Consider the following 17503-nt stretch of genomic DNA (forward strand, 5'->3'; position numbering starts at 1 on the left):
AGGTATCGGGAGCGAGGAGAGATGACATGGACGTTACCGCCCTGATGGCCGTTCTGCTGAACCAGCTCTGGTTTCTGCTGCCACTGCTGTTGCTGGCCACCATCGCCAAGAGCCCCTGGTTCAAGGGCATGATCGGGGAGTGGCTGCTCAATCTCAGCATCCGGCTCTTTCTCGACCGGCAGGAATATCATCTGCTGAGCAATGTCACCTTGCCGCTCGAGCAGGGCAGCACCCAGATCGATCAGGTGCTCGTCTCCCGCTTCGGGGTATTCGTGATAGAAACCAAAAACATGAAGGGGTGGATCTTCGGCGATCCCAGCCACAAGCGCTGGACCCAGCAGCTGTTTCGACGCCGGCACGGCTTTCAAAACCCGTTGCATCAAAACTATCTGCACCTGATGACCCTCAAATCCCTGCTGGGGCTGGCGGATCACCAGTTGCATTCCATCGTCTATTTTATTGGCGACTGCACCTTCAAGACCCCCATGCCGGAGAACGTCATGCGTCGCGGCCTAGTCAGCTATATCAAGAGCAAGATCACTCCCGTCTTGAGCACCGCCGACGTCGATCGGATTGTCGACACCATTCAGCAAGGCCGCTTGACCGCCAGTTGGCAAACCCACCGGCAGCATGTCGCCCAGCTCAAGGCTCGTCATGCCGTCCCATCCGCCAACCATGTTTCCACCCGCGCACCTGTCAGGCAATTCGTTGCAAACCCACCCTCACAGAGCGTATCGCCACCGGATAATCCACCCCCGATCTGCCCCAGATGTGGCAGCACCATGATATTGCGCACCGCAACTCGGGGGGAGAACAAGGGCAATCAGTTTTGGGGATGCAGTGGATTCCCAAAATGCAGGGGCGTTACTTTGTTACACAGTCAGTCCCCTTAATTGGAAAACACTATACCGAATCATTAAACGGGCCAGAGCCATTGAAACTGTGCAGGGGATTCATTTTATGTTTACCACCCTATCGCCGCTTTAAAACCCCTTGGCCTAGATACATCAGCACATTTATGGAGCAATAACATGCAAGTATTTCTAGATAAATTAATGGCTCGTTTGCACAGCCGATATACAACTATTTTTTCTCACTACTACCCTGCACATGGATCTACCGGCTTCACCGAACGAAATCTCACCAACAACTTTGTTTCTGCGCTTGAAAGCCTCTATCCCGGCTCATGCTTCTCATGGTTTGAGGCCCCAATAAGCCTCACGGAAAAGAAACATATGGACGCCGTAGTTTTCACGGAAACGGAGCTATTTCTTATTGAGGCTAAGCGCTTTACGGCACCTCAATCAAAAACTAATAGTGTCAGGAATGATATTGAACGAATGCAGTCCAATGAAGCACTCCTGTTGCTTGAAAAGGGGCTGATTAACCCAATACAGCGCCAGCGTTATGCCGTAGTGCTGGCTGATGTCTGGACAGAAACTAAAGGCAAGCAGGATATCTTTGATACTTGGCCAGCCTGCCTAAATAGCGGTCCATTTCTATATAGTAAAACACTGGAGTTTTCTGATCTTCCTGTCGAAGGAGAGTGGAAAAACAATTACAAGATACTGGTTGCGGTTAAACAGTTAACTTGACGCCATGATATCTACATATAACAAAGGCGGCCCATTGGCCGCCTTTGTTATTGCAGTCACAGCGACCCCAGCCGCTTGAGGCAGGTTTGCTGGCGCCACTGCACCCGCTTGGCAAACCAGGCGGTAGTGAGGTTGCGGGTGATCTTGGGGCTCTTGAGAGAGATGCCTGGCAGCACGGCGCGGGGCAACCGGCTGCCCGCCTTGCGATCGGCCAGCACGAAGACCCTGTGGTAGAGATCGCTTTGGGCAAACTCGCTGGTGTCGCCGAGCTTCAGGCTCTGGTGGATGGCCTGCGTGCTCATGTTGAGCTGGCCAGCGATGGTATGAACCGCGAGCTCGGTCTTGCCCGGCAGCTCGGAGTCGTAGCGAATGAGATCCCCATCCAGCGCCAGCGGCTTGCCGCTCAACCGGCTCACCGCCGCCTGGAAGGCGGCGTTGCGGCTCGCATACCAGCCGGCATTGAAGTCAGCATAGCGGTAGAGGTGATCCGGATACTGGGCCGGGTAGTTGAGCAGGTGGCGGGTGCCGAACCAGATGCCGCCACGGCGACTGAATACCTCGTGGCGAATGGACTCCTTGATCGGATAGGGATAGCCGTCGCTGTTGGCCTCGGCAAAGGCGATGCTCACCTGCATGGGGCCGCCGGTGCGCACCGGGTTCATGTTGCCGAACAGGGTCTTGCCCATGGGCACCTCCCCTATCATGTCCTCGAAGATCTCGCTCATCTCCCGCTCGGTGCGCAACTTGTCGATGCGTTCGGCGTAAGTTTTACCGGTGGGCGAGTTGATGGAGAGCGCGGTGCGCACCACGAACTCCGGGATCAGCAGCTTGCCGGCGCGGGCGTTGATCTCCTTCCAGGCGATCTTGCCAAGGCCCGGCACCACGGGGTCAGCCTGAAAAGTGGACTCCTGCTCCGCCACCGCCAGCACGGAGCAGACGTTCTCGTCGGTCACCGCCAGATCCTGTTTGGCGAGGGCGGTGACGATATCCTGGGCCCAGCCGTTGCGATCCACGGTGCGGGCCGGCAGCAGCCGCACAATGCGCGACTGCATGCTGGCGGGCGCCCGGGGGACCTGGGCCTTGGGCAGCGGGGCGGGCTTGGCGATGGCCGGCCCGGTGACGGCGGCGCTGCCAGGCTTGCTGGCATCGCCCTGACTGACGGGTTCGCTGGCACAGGCGGCCAGCAGCAAGGTGGCCAGCAGCGGGGCCAGATAATGACGACAGACGATGAGATGAGACATGAATGCTTCCCGGTGGATGAGGCGTCCCGGCACCCGCAAAGGGTATCCGGACGCAGACAGGCAGGGCATTGTAGAGGATTGGGACGGGGAGCAGAAGCCATCAATGACAAGGGCCCCCGCCTGCGTGGCGAGGGCCCCCAAGGGTCGATACGACGCCGGGATCAGGCGCTCTGGCGCAGCGCCTCTATCTGGGCGGCGCCATTGATCACCGCCTGCAGGGAGGCGCTGACCACGTCGCGGCCGATGGCCACCCCGCAGGTGCGGGTCCCGTCGACGCTCAGCAGCACGTAGGCGGCGGCGCGGGACTCGGTGCCGGCGCTTAAGGCATGCTCCGAGTAATCCAGCACGTCAATGTGCATCCCGGTCTGGCGCTGCCAGCCGTTGACCAGCGCCGTGATGGCCCCCTCCCCTTCACCACTCAATTGCAGCGAGCCGCTCGGGGTCTGCAGCTCGAGGCGCAGGCTCTCCTGGCTGTCGCGACCGAGCTGGAAGCGACCGATGCGATAGCCGTGGGCGGGTTCGAGATAGTGGCGCTCGAACAGGGTGCGGATCTGCTCCGGGCTTATCTCGCTGCTGCAAGCCTCAGCCTGCGCCTGTACCCGGCGACTGAAGTCAATTTGCAGCCAGCGCGGCAGTTGCAGACCAAGGTCGCGCTCCAGCAGGTAGGTGACCCCGCCCTTGCCGGACTGGCTGTTGATGCGGATCACCGCCTCGTAGCTGCGGCCGAGATCGGCAGGGTCGATGGGCAGGTAAGCCACGTCCCAGTAGTGATCCAGCTTCTCCGCCGCCAGAGACTTGCGGATGGCATCCTGGTGGCTGCCGGAAAACGCCGTGTAGACCAGCTCCCCGGCATAGGGGTGACGCGGGTGCAGGGCAATCTGGGTGCAGGCTCCTACAGTGGCGACGATGGCATCCATGTCCGCCAGGTTGAGCTCGGGATCGATCCCCTGGCTGTAGAGGTTCATGGCCATGGTGACGATGTCCATGTTGCCGGTGCGCTCACCGTTGCCGAGCAGGGTGCCCTCGATGCGATCCGCCCCCGCCAACACCGCCAGCTCGGCGGCGGCCACCCCACAGCCCCGATCGTTGTGAGTGTGGATGGAGATGCTCACCTCGGGGCGCGCCTTGAGGTGACGACAGAACCACTCCACCTGATCGGCAAACACGTTGGGGGTGCTTACCTCCACGGTGGCGGGCAGGTTCAGGATCATCGGGCGGGCAGCCGGGCGCCACTCATCGATGACGGCGTCACACACCTCGACGGCGAACTCCACCTCGGTGCTGCTGAAACTCTCCGGCGAGTACTGAAAACTCCACTCGGTACCCGGATTGCGGGCCGCATACTCTCCCACCCAGCGCGCCCCCTGCACGGCGATGGCCTTGACCCCTTCACGCCCTGAGTTGAACACATAGTTGCGCTGGGTCGGGTTGACCGAGTTGTAGACGTGGACGATGGCCCGCTTGGCCCCCTTGAGGGCCTCGAAGGTGCGGGCAATCAGATCTTCGCGCGCCTGCACCAGCACCTGGATGGTGACGTCGTCCGGAATCAGGTTGCGGTCGATAAGCTCGCGCACGAAGTCGAAATCGGGCTGGGAGGCGGCCGGAAAGCCCACCTCGATGTGCTTGAAGCCGATGTGCACCATCAGCGCCCACATCTGCAGCTTCTGCGCCACCGTCATCGGCTCGACCAGCGCCTGGTTGCCGTCGCGCAGATCCACGGCGCACCAGAGCGGCGCCCGCTCCAGCACCCGGCTGGGCCACTGGCGATCCGCCAGATTGATGACGGGGGCACGGCGGTATTTGCGATGATCGAAGCTCATATTCTGATTCCCTTGGCAGATGTCCTGGCGGTACGGCTGGGCTGATTGACGGGGACAAGGAGGGGAAGCGGGCTGGCGCGGTAACGCTGGCCCTGGCCGGTCGTGCGGCGGTAGCCCCACGTCCGGTTTCCTGTGGCCCCTTCCGGTAAGTGGGGGCCGGCCGCACAACCCGATAAGGCCGCGGGCCCGATCTGCTCGCCCCTGCGTTGGCAGGCGCAGACGACCTGGGTCGATAAATCCTGTGACGAGAAACCAGTATAGAGAGGCGACGCGGGCGAGAGATTGCAAAGAACGCTGTCAAATGCATCTATTACACAATCATTGTCACCTTTTCCTACTCATAAGGGGTGAATTTCACCCATAGCCTGTTGCTTGGTGATGTCCGTTGCCATCACAGCCCAATCTCTTTGCCAATAAAAAACCCCGCCATCGCTGGCGGGGTTTTATCGAGCCACGAAGGAGGCGTCCCTCCTTCATCACGCGGTCTTAGCGGCTTTTCAGCTGGCTCTCGACCTTCTGGTGCAGCTCCTGCACCGAGTTGACGTTGGCGGTGGCATCCACGCTGATGGCCATGCAGGTGGCAAAGGCGGCGTGCAGCGTGGTGGTGTAGGCCACCTTGTGCTGCAAAGCACCGCGACGCAGCTGCTTGGAATCCTGGATGGCCTGACGACCCTCGGCGGTGTTGACGATGTAGGTGTACTCGCCATTCTTGATGCGATCCAGAATGTGCGGACGGCCCTCGTGCACCTTGTTGACCAGGCGCGGGTTGATGCTCGCCTCCCCCAGGGTCACGGCGGTGCCGTGGGTGGCGTCGAGGTCATAGCCCAGCTCCAGCAGCTTGGCGGCCAGGTTCACCACCCGCTCCTTGTCGCTGTGGCGAACGGAGAGCAGGGCACGCCCTTCGCGCGGCACCTGGTGACCGGCCCCCAGCTGCGCCTTGGCATAGGCCTCGGCAAAGCTGCTGCCCACGCCCATCACTTCGCCGGTGGAGCGCATCTCCGGCCCCAGCAGCGGATCCACGCCCGGGAACTTGGCGAACGGCAGTACCACTTCCTTCACCGAGTAGTAGGGCGGGATGATTTCAGTGGTAAAGCCCTGTTCCTTCAGGCTCTGACCGGCCATCACGCGGGCGGCAATCTTGGCCAGCGGGGCACCGGTGGCCTTGGAGACGAACGGTACGGTACGGGCGGCGCGCGGGTTCACCTCGATGAGGTAAATTTCGTTGTCTTTCACCGCGAACTGCACGTTCATCAGACCGACCACGCCAAGCTCCAGCGCCAGTTTGCGCACCTGCTCGCGCATCTCGTCCTGAATGGCCTTGGACAAGGTGTAGGGCGGCAGGGAGCAGGCGGAGTCACCGGAGTGAATGCCGGCCTGTTCGATGTGCTCCATGATGCCGCCGATGACCACATCGGTGCCGTCGCAGATGGCGTCCACGTCCACCTCGGTGGCGTCGTCCAGGAAGCGGTCCAGCAGTACCGGCGACTCGTTGGAGACGCTCACCGCTTCGGCGAAGTAGCGGCGCAGGTCCTGCTCGTCATAGACGATCTCCATGGCGCGGCCACCCAGCACGTAGGAGGGGCGAACCACCAGCGGGTAGGTGATGCGCTCGGCGGTCAACACCGCCTGCTCGAGCGCGGTGACGGTGCCGTTTTCCGGCTGCTTGAGGCCGAGGCGCTCGACGGCAGACTGGAAGCGCTCGCGGTCTTCGGCGCGGTCGATGGCATCCGGGCTGGTGCCGATGACCGGCACGCCGTTCGCTTCCAGGGCGCGAGCCAGCTTGAGCGGAGTCTGACCGCCGTACTGGACGATGACGCCCTTGGGCTGCTCGACCCGCACGATTTCCAGCACGTCTTCCAGAGTCACCGGTTCGAAGTAGAGACGGTCGGAGGTGTCGTAGTCGGTGGAGACGGTTTCCGGGTTGCAGTTGACCATGATGGTCTCGTAACCGTCTTCGCGCAGGGCCAGCGCCGCGTGTACGCAGCAGTAGTCGAACTCGATACCCTGACCGATACGGTTCGGGCCTCCGCCGATGATCATGATCTTGTCGCGGTTGCTCGGGGCCGCTTCGCACTCCTCGTCATAGCTGGAGTACATGTAGGCGGTGTTGGTGGCGAACTCGGCGGCGCAGGTATCTACCCGCTTGTAGACCGGGAAGATGGCGTGGCGGGCACGCAGTTTGCGCACTTCCCCTTCAGCCACACCTAGGATCTTGGCCAGACGGGCATCGGCAAAGCCTTTGCGCTTGAGGGCGCGCAGGAAGTCGGCATCCAGACTGGCCATGCCGCGCTCTTTCACCTCTTCTTCCAGCTTCACCAGGTCTTCAATCTGCACCAGGAACCAGGGGTCGATCTTGGTCAGCTTGAAGATGCCATCCATGGAGAGACCGGCGCGGAACGCATCGGCGATGTAGAAGATACGGTCGCTACCGGCATCCTGCAGTTCGTGACGGATGCGGGTCAGGGAGTCCGGGGCGTTCAGATCCACCATGGGGTCGAAGCCGGTCTTGCCGGTCTCGAGGCTGCGCAGCGCCTTGTGCAGGGACTCCTGGAAGTTACGGCCGATAGCCATCACTTCGCCGACCGATTTCATCTGGGTGGTCAGACGGTCGTTGGCACCGGCGAACTTCTCGAAGTTGAAGCGTGGCACCTTGGTGACCACGTAGTCGATGGCCGGCTCGAAGGAGGCCGGAGTGCGACCGCCTGTGATGTCGTTCATCAGCTCGTCGAGGGTGTAACCGATGGCGAGCTTGGCAGCGATCTTGGCGATGGGGAAACCGGTCGCCTTGGAGGCCAGCGCAGAGGAGCGCGACACCCGCGGGTTCATCTCGATGATGACCATCCGGCCATCTTTCGGGTTGATGCCGAACTGGACGTTGGAGCCGCCGGTCTCGACGCCGATCTCGCGCAGCACCGCCATGGAGGCGTTGCGCATCAGCTGGTACTCCTTGTCGGTCAGCGTCTGGGCTGGCGCGACCGTGATGGAGTCACCGGTGTGGATACCCATGGGGTCGAAGTTTTCGATGGCGCAGACGATGATGCAGTTGTCGTTGCGATCCCGTACTACCTCCATCTCGTACTCTTTCCAGCCGATGAGCGACTCGTCGATGAGCAGCTCTTTGGTCGGCGACAAGTCCAGACCACGCTCGCAAATTTCGACGAACTCTTCCGGGTTGTAGGCGATGCCGCCACCGGAGCCGCCCATGGTAAAGGAGGGACGGATGATGCAGGGGAAGCCGACCATCTGCTGCACGCCCCACGCCTCTTCCATATTGTGGGCGATGCCGGCACGCGGGCACTCCAGGCCAATGCTGCGCATCGCCTTGTCAAAGCGGGAGCGGTCTTCAGCCTTGTCGATCGCATCGGCGGTGGCGCCGATCATCTCCACGCCGAACTCGGCCAGCACGCCATGCTTTTCCAGATCCAGCGCGCAGTTGAGCGCGGTCTGGCCACCCATGGTGGGCAGGATGGCGTCCGGGCGCTCTTTCTTGATGATCTCGCGCACCACTTCCCAGGTGATGGGCTCGATGTAGGTGGCGTCCGCCATCTCCGGGTCGGTCATGATGGTGGCCGGGTTGGAGTTGACCAGAATGACGCGGTAGCCCTCCTCGCGCAGGGCCTTGCAGGCCTGGGCGCCGGAGTAGTCGAATTCGCAGGCCTGGCCGATGACGATGGGGCCGGCACCGAGGATCAGGATGCTCTGTAGGTCGTTACGTTTTGGCATGGCTTCTCTTTTCCTCTTAAGCGCGATACTGCTTGATCAATTCAATAAAGTGGTCGAACAGACCGGCACAGTCGTGCGGGCCCGGGCTCGCTTCGGGGTGACCCTGGAAGCTGAAGGCCGGCCGGTCGGTGCGATGGATGCCCTGCAGTGACCCGTCGAACAGGGAGACATGGGTCGCGCGCAGGCAAGCCGGCAGGGTCTGCTCGTCCACCGCAAAGCCGTGGTTCTGGGCGGTGATCATGACGGTGTTGTCATCCAAACTCTTCACCGGGTGGTTGGCACCGTGGTGGCCGAACTTCATCTTGATGGTCTTGGCGCCGGAGGCCAGACCCAGCAGCTGGTGACCCAGGCAGATGCCGAACACCGGGATATTGGTCTTGAGGAAGGCCTCGATGGCCTCGATGGCGTAGTTACACGGCTCGGGGTCGCCAGGGCCGTTGGAGAGGAAGATGCCATCGGGGTTCAGCGCCAGTACCTCGGCAGCCGGGGTCTTGGCCGGCACCACGGTCAGGCGGCAGCCGCGGTCCACCAGCATGCGCAGGATGTTGCGCTTGACGCCAAAGTCGTAGGCCACCACGTGGTATTTGAGCTGGTCGGCAGCCGGGGTGACGTGCCCCTTGCCAAGCTGCCAGCTGCCCTCGGTCCAGTTGTACGCCTCACCAACCGTGACCTCTTTGGCCAGGTCCATCCCCTTCAGACCGGGGAAGGCACGGGCCTGTTCGAGGGCAAACCCTTCATCTATCTGTTTACCCGCCAGGATGCAGCCGGCCTGGGCGCCTTTCTCGCGCAGAATGCGGGTCAGTTTGCGGGTGTCGATGTCGGCGATGCCAACGATGTTGTGAGACTTGAGGTATTCGGAGAGGGATTGCTGATTGCGGAAATTGGAGGCAAGTATCGGAAGGTCCCGGATGATCAATCCCTGCGCGTGGATTTGACTGGACTCTTCATCTTCGCTGTTGGTGCCGGTGTTGCCTATATGGGGGTAAGTGAGGGTGACTATCTGACGGGAATAAGAGGGATCGGTGAGAATTTCCTGATAGCCCGTCATCGACGTATTGAAAACCACTTCACCAACGGAACATCCCTCGGCGCCTATCGACACGCCTTTGAACACAGTTCCATCTTCCAGCACTAGCAATGCAGTGTGATTCAAGACAACCTCCAGTTATTTAGCTTTAAATTCAGCAATTTACCTGGGTGTTGCGGGCTCGGTTCCGGCCTTGGACAGGACTCGAACCCGGCAGATTTCTGGCAAATTGGGCGCATTCTACTTAAAAACGATCGCATTTCAACGTCTTTTCTCATCTGAAATGCATCTAAATTCAATAAACAAGCAACATTACCCATTATCTATGCACTCAATTGCTTTGCAACCCCCACCCTGAAAAGAAAAGGTAAAAGTTGCTATCAATCCAGACCAAGAGGCCAGCATTGATACAAAAAACAATTTTTAATCCTTAAAAAACAATGAAATGAAGTTTCATATAAAAAATATCAACGCCTTCAAAAAGCTTTTTTAGGGAGGATAAGTGGCCTTGAAAAATGGAAAACGTTTTTCTGTGTTTGAATTTTTAGTCTGTTTTGATGGATGTAAAAAAATGCCCTGACAGGGGCTATTGAGGCCCAATTTCGTTACCAGCCGATGACATTTGTGCAATGGCAGATCCGGCGCAGCAGCAGAGAGGGAGGGTTTATGCCACTTCGCATGAAAATCGCTGCGTAAGCGCCATTTATACAAAATTACCAATAAAAAACCCCGCATGAGCGGGGTTTTTAGCAGACAACGGGCCGGGCAGCCCCTTTGTGCGCACCACGGGGCCCCTGGTGTCAGCTGATGTGGTTACTTGAGGCCGAGCACGTCCTGCATGTCATAGAGGCCGGCACCCTGCCCCTTGAGCCACTTGCCGGCGCGCACCGCACCGTTGGCGAAGGTGAGGCGGCTGGAGGCCTTGTGGCTGATCTCCACCCGCTCGCCGATGTCGGCGAACATGACGGTGTGCTCCCCCACCAGATCGCCGGCGCGAATGGTGGCAAAGCCGATGGTGTTGCGATCCCGCTCGCCGGTGATCCCCTCGCGGCCGTAGACGGCGCACTCTTTCAAATCACGTCCGAGCGTCTTGGCCACCACCTCGCCCATGGAGAGCGCGGTGCCGGACGGGGCATCCACCTTGTGTCTGTGGTGCCCCTCGATGATCTCGATGTCGGTGTAATCCCCCATCACCTTGGCAGCCTGCTCCAGCAGCTTGAACACCAGGTTGACGCCGACCGAGTAGTTGGAAGCGAACACGATGCCGATCTCGCCGGCGGCGGCCTTGAGCGCCGCCTTGCCCGCGTCGTCAAAGCCGGTGGTACCGATCACCATCTGCTTGTGGTGGGCCCGGGCGAAGGCCAGGTTGGCCAGGGTCACCTCGGGGCGGGTGAAGTCGATGATGAGATCAAACTCGTCCCGTACCTTGTCCAGGCTGTCGCTGATGATGACGCCGAGCCGACCCAGCCCGTTGAGTTCGCCGGCATCCAGCCCGATCACGGCGGAGCCCGGTCGCTCCAGCGCCGCCCCGACCACCACGCCCTCGGCATGGCTGATCGCCTCCAGCAGCACCTTGCCCATACGACCATTACAGCCCATCACGGCCACACGGATCGGATTGTCCATCTCCACCCTCTCATCTCTATTAAGGAAAGAGACCGTTTTACCAGCCTGCGCCCGCTTTGAAAAGCCCGCCGTGGCCGCCGTTAGCCACCCGAAAATTCAACGACATATCTCTTTAAATCCGAATAATTGACGGATTTAATCAATTCAACAAAATCACCAGACAAAAAGCAGTATCCATCTGGACGGCTATCTTGACCCGACGGGCATGACTCACTACTGTAGACGCCCCATAGCGGCAGGATGCCCGCCACGCTCACCCCACTGCGGGCTGGCTGAGACAGGGAGGTCATGTTCAACCATCGAGGAACACATGATCCAGACTCAACCCAGCGCCAGAGCCCTGCTGCCTCTGCTGGTCTTTCTTGCTCTCTTTATCGGTACCGGCACCTGGCTGACCCTGCAGGGGGTCGAGTTCGCCTTCTATCAGCTGCCCGCCCCCGTCGCCGCCCTCCCCGCCGTCATGCTGGCGCTGGTGCTGGGCAAGGAGGGGTTCAACAAGAACCTCGAGACCTTCTTCAAGGGGGTCGGTGACAGCAACATCATGGCGATGTGCCTCATCTATCTGCTGGCGGGTGCCTTCGCCACCGTGGCCAAGGCCACCGGCGGGGTGGATGCCACGGTCGCGCTCGGCCTCTCCCTCATCCCCGGCTGGTTCCTGCTGCCGGGGCTGTTCCTCATCTCCGCCTTCATCGCCACTGCCATGGGTACCTCCATGGGCACCATCGGCGCCGTGGCACCGGTGGCGCTGGGCGTAGCCCAGGCTGCCGGCATCGATCCGGTGCTGATGGCCGGCACCATCCTCTCCGGCGCCATGTTTGGCGACAACCTCTCCATCATCTCCGACACCACCATTGCGGCCACCCGCAGCCAGGGCTGCGAGATGAAGGACAAGTTTCGCGAGAACTTCAAGATTGCCGCCCCGGCCGCCATCGGGGTGATCCTGCTCTATCTGACCCTCGGGTCGGTCGGGGATGCCCCCGCCACCGAGGCCCATGTCGAGCTGTTCAAGGTGATGCCCTATCTGCTGATCCTGGTGCTGGCCCTCTCCGGCATGAACGTCTTCATGGTGCTGGGGCTCGGCATTCTGGCGGCCGGCGGAGTCGGCCTGCTGGGGGATTACCCCCTCGGCCAGTTCAGCAAGGACATTTATCAGGGCTTCACCGGCATGCAGGAGATCTTCCTGCTCTCCATGCTGATCGGCGGCCTCGGCGCCCTGATGGAGCGCCAGGGGGGGCTGGCCTGGATAAGCGCCCGCATCAGCGCCCTGATCGCCCGCTTCACCCGTCAGCATGACGGCGAGCAGAACGAAAAGGCGGCCGAGCTCGGCATCGCCGGGGTAGTGAGCCTCACCAACCTCTGCACCGCCAACAACACGGTGGCCATCATAGTCGCCAGCAAGGTGGCCAAGGAGCTGGCGGATCATCACGGGGTCACCCCGCGCCGCGCCGCCTCCATGCTCGACATCTTCTCCTGCGTGGTGCAGGGGCTCATCCCCTGGGGTGCCCAGGCACTGCTGCTGGGCTCCATCTTCGCCCTCTCGCCGCTGGCGGTGGTGAACATGAGCTTCTACCCCATGGCGCTGGCGCTGGCCGCCCTGGTGGCGGTGTTCGTCAAGCACCAGATGCGCAAAGCCGCCCACGCCTGATAGTGCGGCCGCCGGGTTCCCGAGGATCCGATGGCCGAGCCGCGCTGTTCAACCCGGCGCGGCCTTGTTAAGGTGATCGCCTGTCAGCGCGATCCGCTCGTCGCCCCCCGCCCGTTCATCAGAGGAGCCCCCATGCCGGATACCCAGCCTGAAAGACAATCCCTGCGCCAGCTCATCCGCCAGCGCAGAAAGAGCCTGACCCAGGCCGAGCAGCAGCAGGCGGCCCAGCAGCTGGTTGCCCAGTTCAAGCAGCATCCCGAGATCCTGGCGGCCAAACGCATCGCCCTCTATCTGGCCAACGACGGCGAGCTCAATCCCCTGCCCGCCATCCACTGGCTGTGGGCCCAGCAAAAAGAGGTCTACCTGCCGGTGCTGCACCCCTTCACCCCGGGCCACCTGCTCTTCTTGCGCTACACCGCCACCAGCCCCATGACCCGCAACCGTTACGGCATCGCCGAACCTGAGCTCGACATGCAGCAGGTGGTGCCCCACAGCACCCTCGATCTGATTTGCACCCCGCTGGTGGCGTTCGATGCGGCGGGCAACCGGCTCGGCATGGGCGGCGGCTACTACGATCGCACCCTCGCCTGCTGGCATGAACATCGGCTCGGCCCCAAGCCGTTGGGGCTCGCTCACGACTGCCAGCAGGTGGATGCGGTGCCGCAGGAGGAGTGGGACGTGCCGCTGCCCCAGATCATCACCCCCAGCCGCTGCTGGCACTTTCCCGGCTAGGGCCATCCGCCCCTCTGCCGCGATCGTCACGCCCTGCTGCCACAGTCATGGTGCAATGACATGGCACAATAAACAGGCAAACGATTTACATCTTGCGAGTTTTTGGCCCGGAACGTGAGCTGGGTGGTCGCTCTGGGGGGGCGGCTTGGATATAATGCGGCCGCTTTTTTCCAAAGGATCGATCATGACTCAAGATGAAATGAAGAAGGCGGCCGGTTGGGCTGCGCTCAAGTATGTGGTTCCCGGCACCATCGTCGGGGTAGGCACCGGCTCTACCGTCAACCACTTCATCGATGCACTGGCGACCATGAAGGACGAGATCAAGGGGGCGGTATCCAGCTCCGTGGCCTCCACCGAACGCCTCAAGGGCTTCGGCATCACAGTGTATGACCTCAACGAGATCGACGCCCTCTCCGTCTACGTGGACGGTGCCGACGAGATCAACGGCACCCGCGACATGATCAAGGGCGGCGGCGCAGCCCTCACCCGCGAGAAGATCGTCGCAGCCGTGGCCGACAAGTTCATCTGCATCATCGACAACACCAAGACGGTCAACGTGCTCGGCACCTTCCCGCTGCCGGTGGAAGTGATCCCCATGGCCCGCGAATACGTGGCCCGCGAGATCAGAAAGCTCGGCGGCAACCCGGTCTGGCGTGAAGGAGTGGTCACCGACAACGGCAACCACATCCTGGACGTGAAAGACATGGCCATCACCGATGCCAAGGGGCTGGAAGTGCAGCTCAATGCCATTGTCGGCACCGTCACCAACGGCCTGTTCGCCCACCGTGGTGCAGATGTGGTGGTGATCGGCACCCCGGACGGCGTAGTGATCCAGTAATCCCCCTCCGCAATGCAAGACGGCGCCCCATGGCGCCGTTTTTATTGGTTGCTCAATGAGTTGCAAACCCTCGTTTACAACTATCGTTGAAAACTTCAAAGAATTTGACTTTCGTCACAAATATTCCCTCTCCCAAACGTTTTTGCTACTTTACGGTTTTCTTCACACACCATATCTGCACTCACCTTTGCAAACATAGAGGGATCGTCATGACTGCCAAGTTTTCACTGGACAAGGATAAAATCAAGGTACTGCTGCTGGAGGGGGTTCACCCCAACACAGTGGAAACCTTTCGTGCTGCAGGTTACACCAGTGTGGAGTATCTGAAGACCTCTCTCTCCGAAGAAGATCTGATCGAGCGCATTCGTGACGTGCATTTCGTGGGGCTGCGCTCGCGCACCCAGATCACCGAGAAGGTGCTGGATGCCGCCAACAAGCTGGTGGCCATCGGCTGCTTCTGTATCGGCACCAATCAGGTCGAGCTCGACGCCGCCCATCTGCGCGGTATCCCGGTGTTCAACGCCCCCTTCTCCAATACCCGCTCGGTGGCCGAACTGGTGCTGGGCGAGATCCTGCTGCTGCTGCGCGGCATCCCGGAGAAGAACGCCAAGTGCCATCGCGGTGTGTGGGAAAAGCTGGCCAACCGTTCGGTGGAAGCCCGTGGCAAGAAGCTCGGCATCATCGGCTACGGCCACATCGGCACCCAGCTCGGCATCATCGCCGAGAGCATCGGCATGAAGGTCTACTACTACGACATCGAGAACAAGCTCTCGCTCGGCAACGCCATCCAGGTGCCGAGCATGGTCGAGCTGCTCAACATGTCCGACGTCATCAGCCTGCACGTGCCTGAGACCGCCTCAACCAAGGATCTGATCGGTGCCGAGCAACTGCGCATGATGAAACCGGGCGCCATCTTCATCAACGCCTCCCGCGGCACCGTGGTGGATATCGATGCCCTGGCCGACGTCATCAAGAGCGGTCACATCTCTGGCGCCGCCATCGACGTCTTCCCCAGCGAACCCAAGTCCAATGACGAGGAGTTCCTCACCCCGCTGCGCGGGCTGGACAACGTCATCCTGACCCCCCACATCGGCGGATCCACCCAGGAAGCCCAGGAGAACATCGGGCTGGAAGTGGCCAACAAGCTGGTCAAATACTCCGACAACGGCTCCACCCTCTCCGCCGTCAACTTCCCCGAGGTCTCACTGCCCGGCCACAAGGGCTCCAGCCGCCTGCTGCACATTCACCGCAACCAGCCCGGCGTGATGAACCAGATCAACCAGATCTTCGCCGACGAAGGGATCAACATCGCCGGTCAATACCTGCAGACCAGCAGCCACATCGGCTACGTGGTGATCGACGTGGAGACCGAGCACAGCGAGAAGGCGCTGGCCAAGCTCAAGGAGATCGGCGGCACCATCCGTGCCCGGATCCTGCACTGATTGGCCTGCAGAGCCGTCCAGCAAAAAGCCCGTCGTAATGACGGGCTTTTTCTATGCTGCGATGCTCAACACACATTCGCGTCCTTGCTCCTTTGCCCCCTTCTCCCCTCGCGGGAGCAGGGGTGGGGATGAGGGGGAAAAGAGACCTCCCTCACCCAGTCATCTCCCAAATGGAGAGAGCAATGACGCGAGAGAAAACGAGGCCTGACTTACCACCAACCCAGCAGGTTGCGGCCCACCAGAGCGCCCCACACCATTGCGTTCAGGGCCAGCGCGATAAAGACGGCGGCGGAGCCCAGATCCTTGGCGCGACCGGAGAGCTCGTGATGTTCGGAGCCAATGCGATCCACCACCGCTTCGACCGCGGAGTTGAGCACCTCGACGATCACCACCAGCCAGCTGATACAGACCAGCAGCAGGATTTGCTCGAGGGTATCGCCGATCCAGAACGCCAGCGGCATCAACAGCAGGATCAGCATCAGCTCCTGCCGGAAGGCCGCCTCGTTGATCCAGGCTGACTTGAGCCCCTTCATGCTGTAACCGGTTGCATTGATGATGCGGGTGACCCCGGTTGCCCCTGGCTTTGCCACGCTATCTACCTCATTTGGAATCGTTTTGGGGCTCACATCCTATCAGAGCCCCTCGAGGTTTCCATCAGGGGTTTTTTGCTTTATTTTATCCCTTTGCCTCTTCGGCACTCAGTCATTGCTACTGCCCACGCCACCCATTTCGAGAATCGAGTCGTATGTCCATTCACACCGATGAATTGCGCACCCGTCGCCTGGAGTCCCTGATCACTCCCAGCGAACTGGCGCACGCCTTCCCGTTAAGCGACACCGTTGCCCAGAATCTGCTGGATGTCCGCCGCGAAGTGGAAGCGATCCTGGCCGGTGAGGATCAGCGCCTGCTGGTCATCGTCGGTCCCTGCTCCATTCACGATCCGGCCGCCGCCCACGAGTACGCCCTGCGCCTCAATACCCTGCGCGAGCAGTATAAAGAGAGCCTGTGCATCGTGATGCGCACCTACTTCGAGAAGCCGCGCACCATCGTCGGCTGGAAAGGCCTCATCAATGATCCGCGCCTCGATGGCAGCTTCGATGTCAACGAAGGGCTGAAACTGGCCCGCAAGCTGTTGGTGGACATCAACGCCCTCGGCATGCCCACCGCCACCGAGTTCCTCGACATGGTGACCGGCCAGTACATCAGCGATCTCATCACCTGGGGCGCCATCGGCGCACGCACCACCGAATCCCAGGTGCACCGCGAGATGGCCTCCGCCCTCTCCTGCCCGGTCGGCTTCAAAAACGGCACCGACGGCAACACCCGCATTGCCATCGACGCGGTGCGCGCCGCCCGTCACAGCCACATCTTCTACTCCCCGGACAAGGACGGCAAGATGACCATCTACCGCACCGCCGGCAACCCCTATGGCCATGTGATCCTGCGCGGCGGCCACCGCCCCAACTACGACACCGCCAGCATCGATGAAGCCTGCGAAGCGCTGGCCGACGTCGGCCTGCCCGAGCGGCTGGTGGTGGATTTCAGCCACGGCAACAGCATGAAGGATCACCGTCGCCAGCTGCTGGTGGCGCAGGACATCTGCGATCAGCTGCGCCGTGGCCGCACCGGCATCGCCGGCATCATGGCCGAGAGCTTCCTGGTGGAAGGGAGGCAGGATGTGGAGAACGGCTGCGCCGTCACCTTCGGCCAGAGCATCACCGATGCCTGTCTCTCCTGGAGCGACACCGAAACCCTGCTGGCCATGCTGGCCGAGGCCGCCCAGGTGCGCCTTGCCAAGCAGCAGGCCTGAGTGC

13 protein-coding genes are annotated in these 17503 nt (G+C 61.1%); 7 read left to right on the top strand and 6 right to left on the bottom strand.

The features are described from left to right. Positions 1 to 26: 26 nt before the first annotated feature. Complete coding sequence (locus PG900_RS11680) at positions 27 to 893, top strand: nuclease-related domain-containing protein (RefSeq protein WP_162901879.1); 867 nt, start codon at positions 27 to 29, stop codon at positions 891 to 893. Between the two features lie 138 nt (positions 894 to 1031). After that, entirely contained in the window at positions 1032 to 1595 is a 564-nt protein-coding gene (locus PG900_RS11685) for a hypothetical protein (protein WP_113994365.1), read from the top strand. Between the two features lie 56 nt (positions 1596 to 1651). Here the strand turns inward: PG900_RS11685 and PG900_RS11690 are convergent, their stop codons facing one another. The 5 genes from PG900_RS11690 to dapB form a co-directional block, all read right to left on the bottom strand. After that, positions 1652 to 2905, bottom strand: coding sequence for a DUF1615 domain-containing protein (locus PG900_RS11690; RefSeq protein WP_411608135.1), 1254 nt, complete (start codon positions 2903 to 2905; stop codon positions 1652 to 1654). 92 nt (positions 2906 to 2997) lie between these two features. Next, positions 2998 to 4656, bottom strand: a complete 1659-nt coding sequence (gene leuA / locus PG900_RS11695; RefSeq protein ID WP_270802550.1) for a 2-isopropylmalate synthase — start codon at positions 4654 to 4656, stop codon at positions 2998 to 3000. Between the two features lie 486 nt (positions 4657 to 5142). Then, the gene (gene carB, locus PG900_RS11700; RefSeq protein WP_270831489.1) at positions 5143 to 8379 is read right to left on the bottom strand and encodes a carbamoyl-phosphate synthase large subunit; all 3237 of its coding nucleotides are present in this window, start codon (positions 8377 to 8379) and stop codon (positions 5143 to 5145) included. A gap of 16 nt (positions 8380 to 8395) precedes the next feature. Beyond that, on the bottom strand, positions 8396 to 9532 hold the full coding sequence (gene carA / locus PG900_RS11705) for a glutamine-hydrolyzing carbamoyl-phosphate synthase small subunit (protein ID WP_158197019.1): 1137 nt from the start codon (positions 9530 to 9532) through the stop codon (positions 8396 to 8398). A 687-nt stretch (positions 9533 to 10219) separates the two neighbouring features. After that, complete coding sequence (gene dapB, locus PG900_RS11710) at positions 10220 to 11032, bottom strand: 4-hydroxy-tetrahydrodipicolinate reductase (RefSeq protein WP_011706537.1); 813 nt, start codon at positions 11030 to 11032, stop codon at positions 10220 to 10222. 310 nt (positions 11033 to 11342) lie between these two features. Here dapB and PG900_RS11715 point away from each other — a divergent pair, with 310 nt between their 5' ends. The 4 genes from PG900_RS11715 (at position 11343) to serA (ending at position 15689) form a co-directional block, all read left to right on the top strand. Then, positions 11343 to 12677 (top strand): Na+/H+ antiporter NhaC family protein, encoded by a 1335-nt coding sequence (locus PG900_RS11715; RefSeq protein WP_270831490.1) that lies wholly within the window; start codon positions 11343 to 11345, stop codon positions 12675 to 12677. Positions 12678 to 12809: 132 nt separating this feature from the next. Further along, on the top strand, positions 12810 to 13409 hold the full coding sequence (locus tag PG900_RS11720; protein WP_011706539.1) for a 5-formyltetrahydrofolate cyclo-ligase: 600 nt from the start codon (positions 12810 to 12812) through the stop codon (positions 13407 to 13409). A 184-nt stretch (positions 13410 to 13593) separates the two neighbouring features. Next, on the top strand, positions 13594 to 14247 hold the full coding sequence (gene rpiA, locus PG900_RS11725; protein ID WP_118880904.1) for a ribose-5-phosphate isomerase RpiA: 654 nt from the start codon (positions 13594 to 13596) through the stop codon (positions 14245 to 14247). A 209-nt stretch (positions 14248 to 14456) separates the two neighbouring features. After that, a complete protein-coding gene (gene serA, locus PG900_RS11730) occupies positions 14457 to 15689 on the top strand; it encodes a phosphoglycerate dehydrogenase (RefSeq protein ID WP_024946386.1) in 1233 nt (410 codons plus the stop codon). Between the two features lie 209 nt (positions 15690 to 15898). Here serA and PG900_RS11735 read toward each other — a convergent pair whose 3' ends face one another. Continuing rightward, the gene (locus PG900_RS11735) at positions 15899 to 16279 is read right to left on the bottom strand and encodes a diacylglycerol kinase (RefSeq protein WP_017410875.1); all 381 of its coding nucleotides are present in this window, start codon (positions 16277 to 16279) and stop codon (positions 15899 to 15901) included. Positions 16280 to 16434: 155 nt separating this feature from the next. On the opposite strand from PG900_RS11735, the gene PG900_RS11740 reads away from it, so the two are divergent. Continuing rightward, entirely contained in the window at positions 16435 to 17499 is a 1065-nt protein-coding gene (locus tag PG900_RS11740; protein ID WP_270831491.1) for a 3-deoxy-7-phosphoheptulonate synthase, read from the top strand. The last annotated feature ends 4 nt before the right edge of the window (positions 17500 to 17503 follow it).

The sequence above is a fragment of the Aeromonas sp. QDB03 genome, assembly GCF_027707985.1.
GTDB classification, from domain to species: Bacteria; Pseudomonadota; Gammaproteobacteria; order Enterobacterales; family Aeromonadaceae; genus Aeromonas; species Aeromonas hydrophila.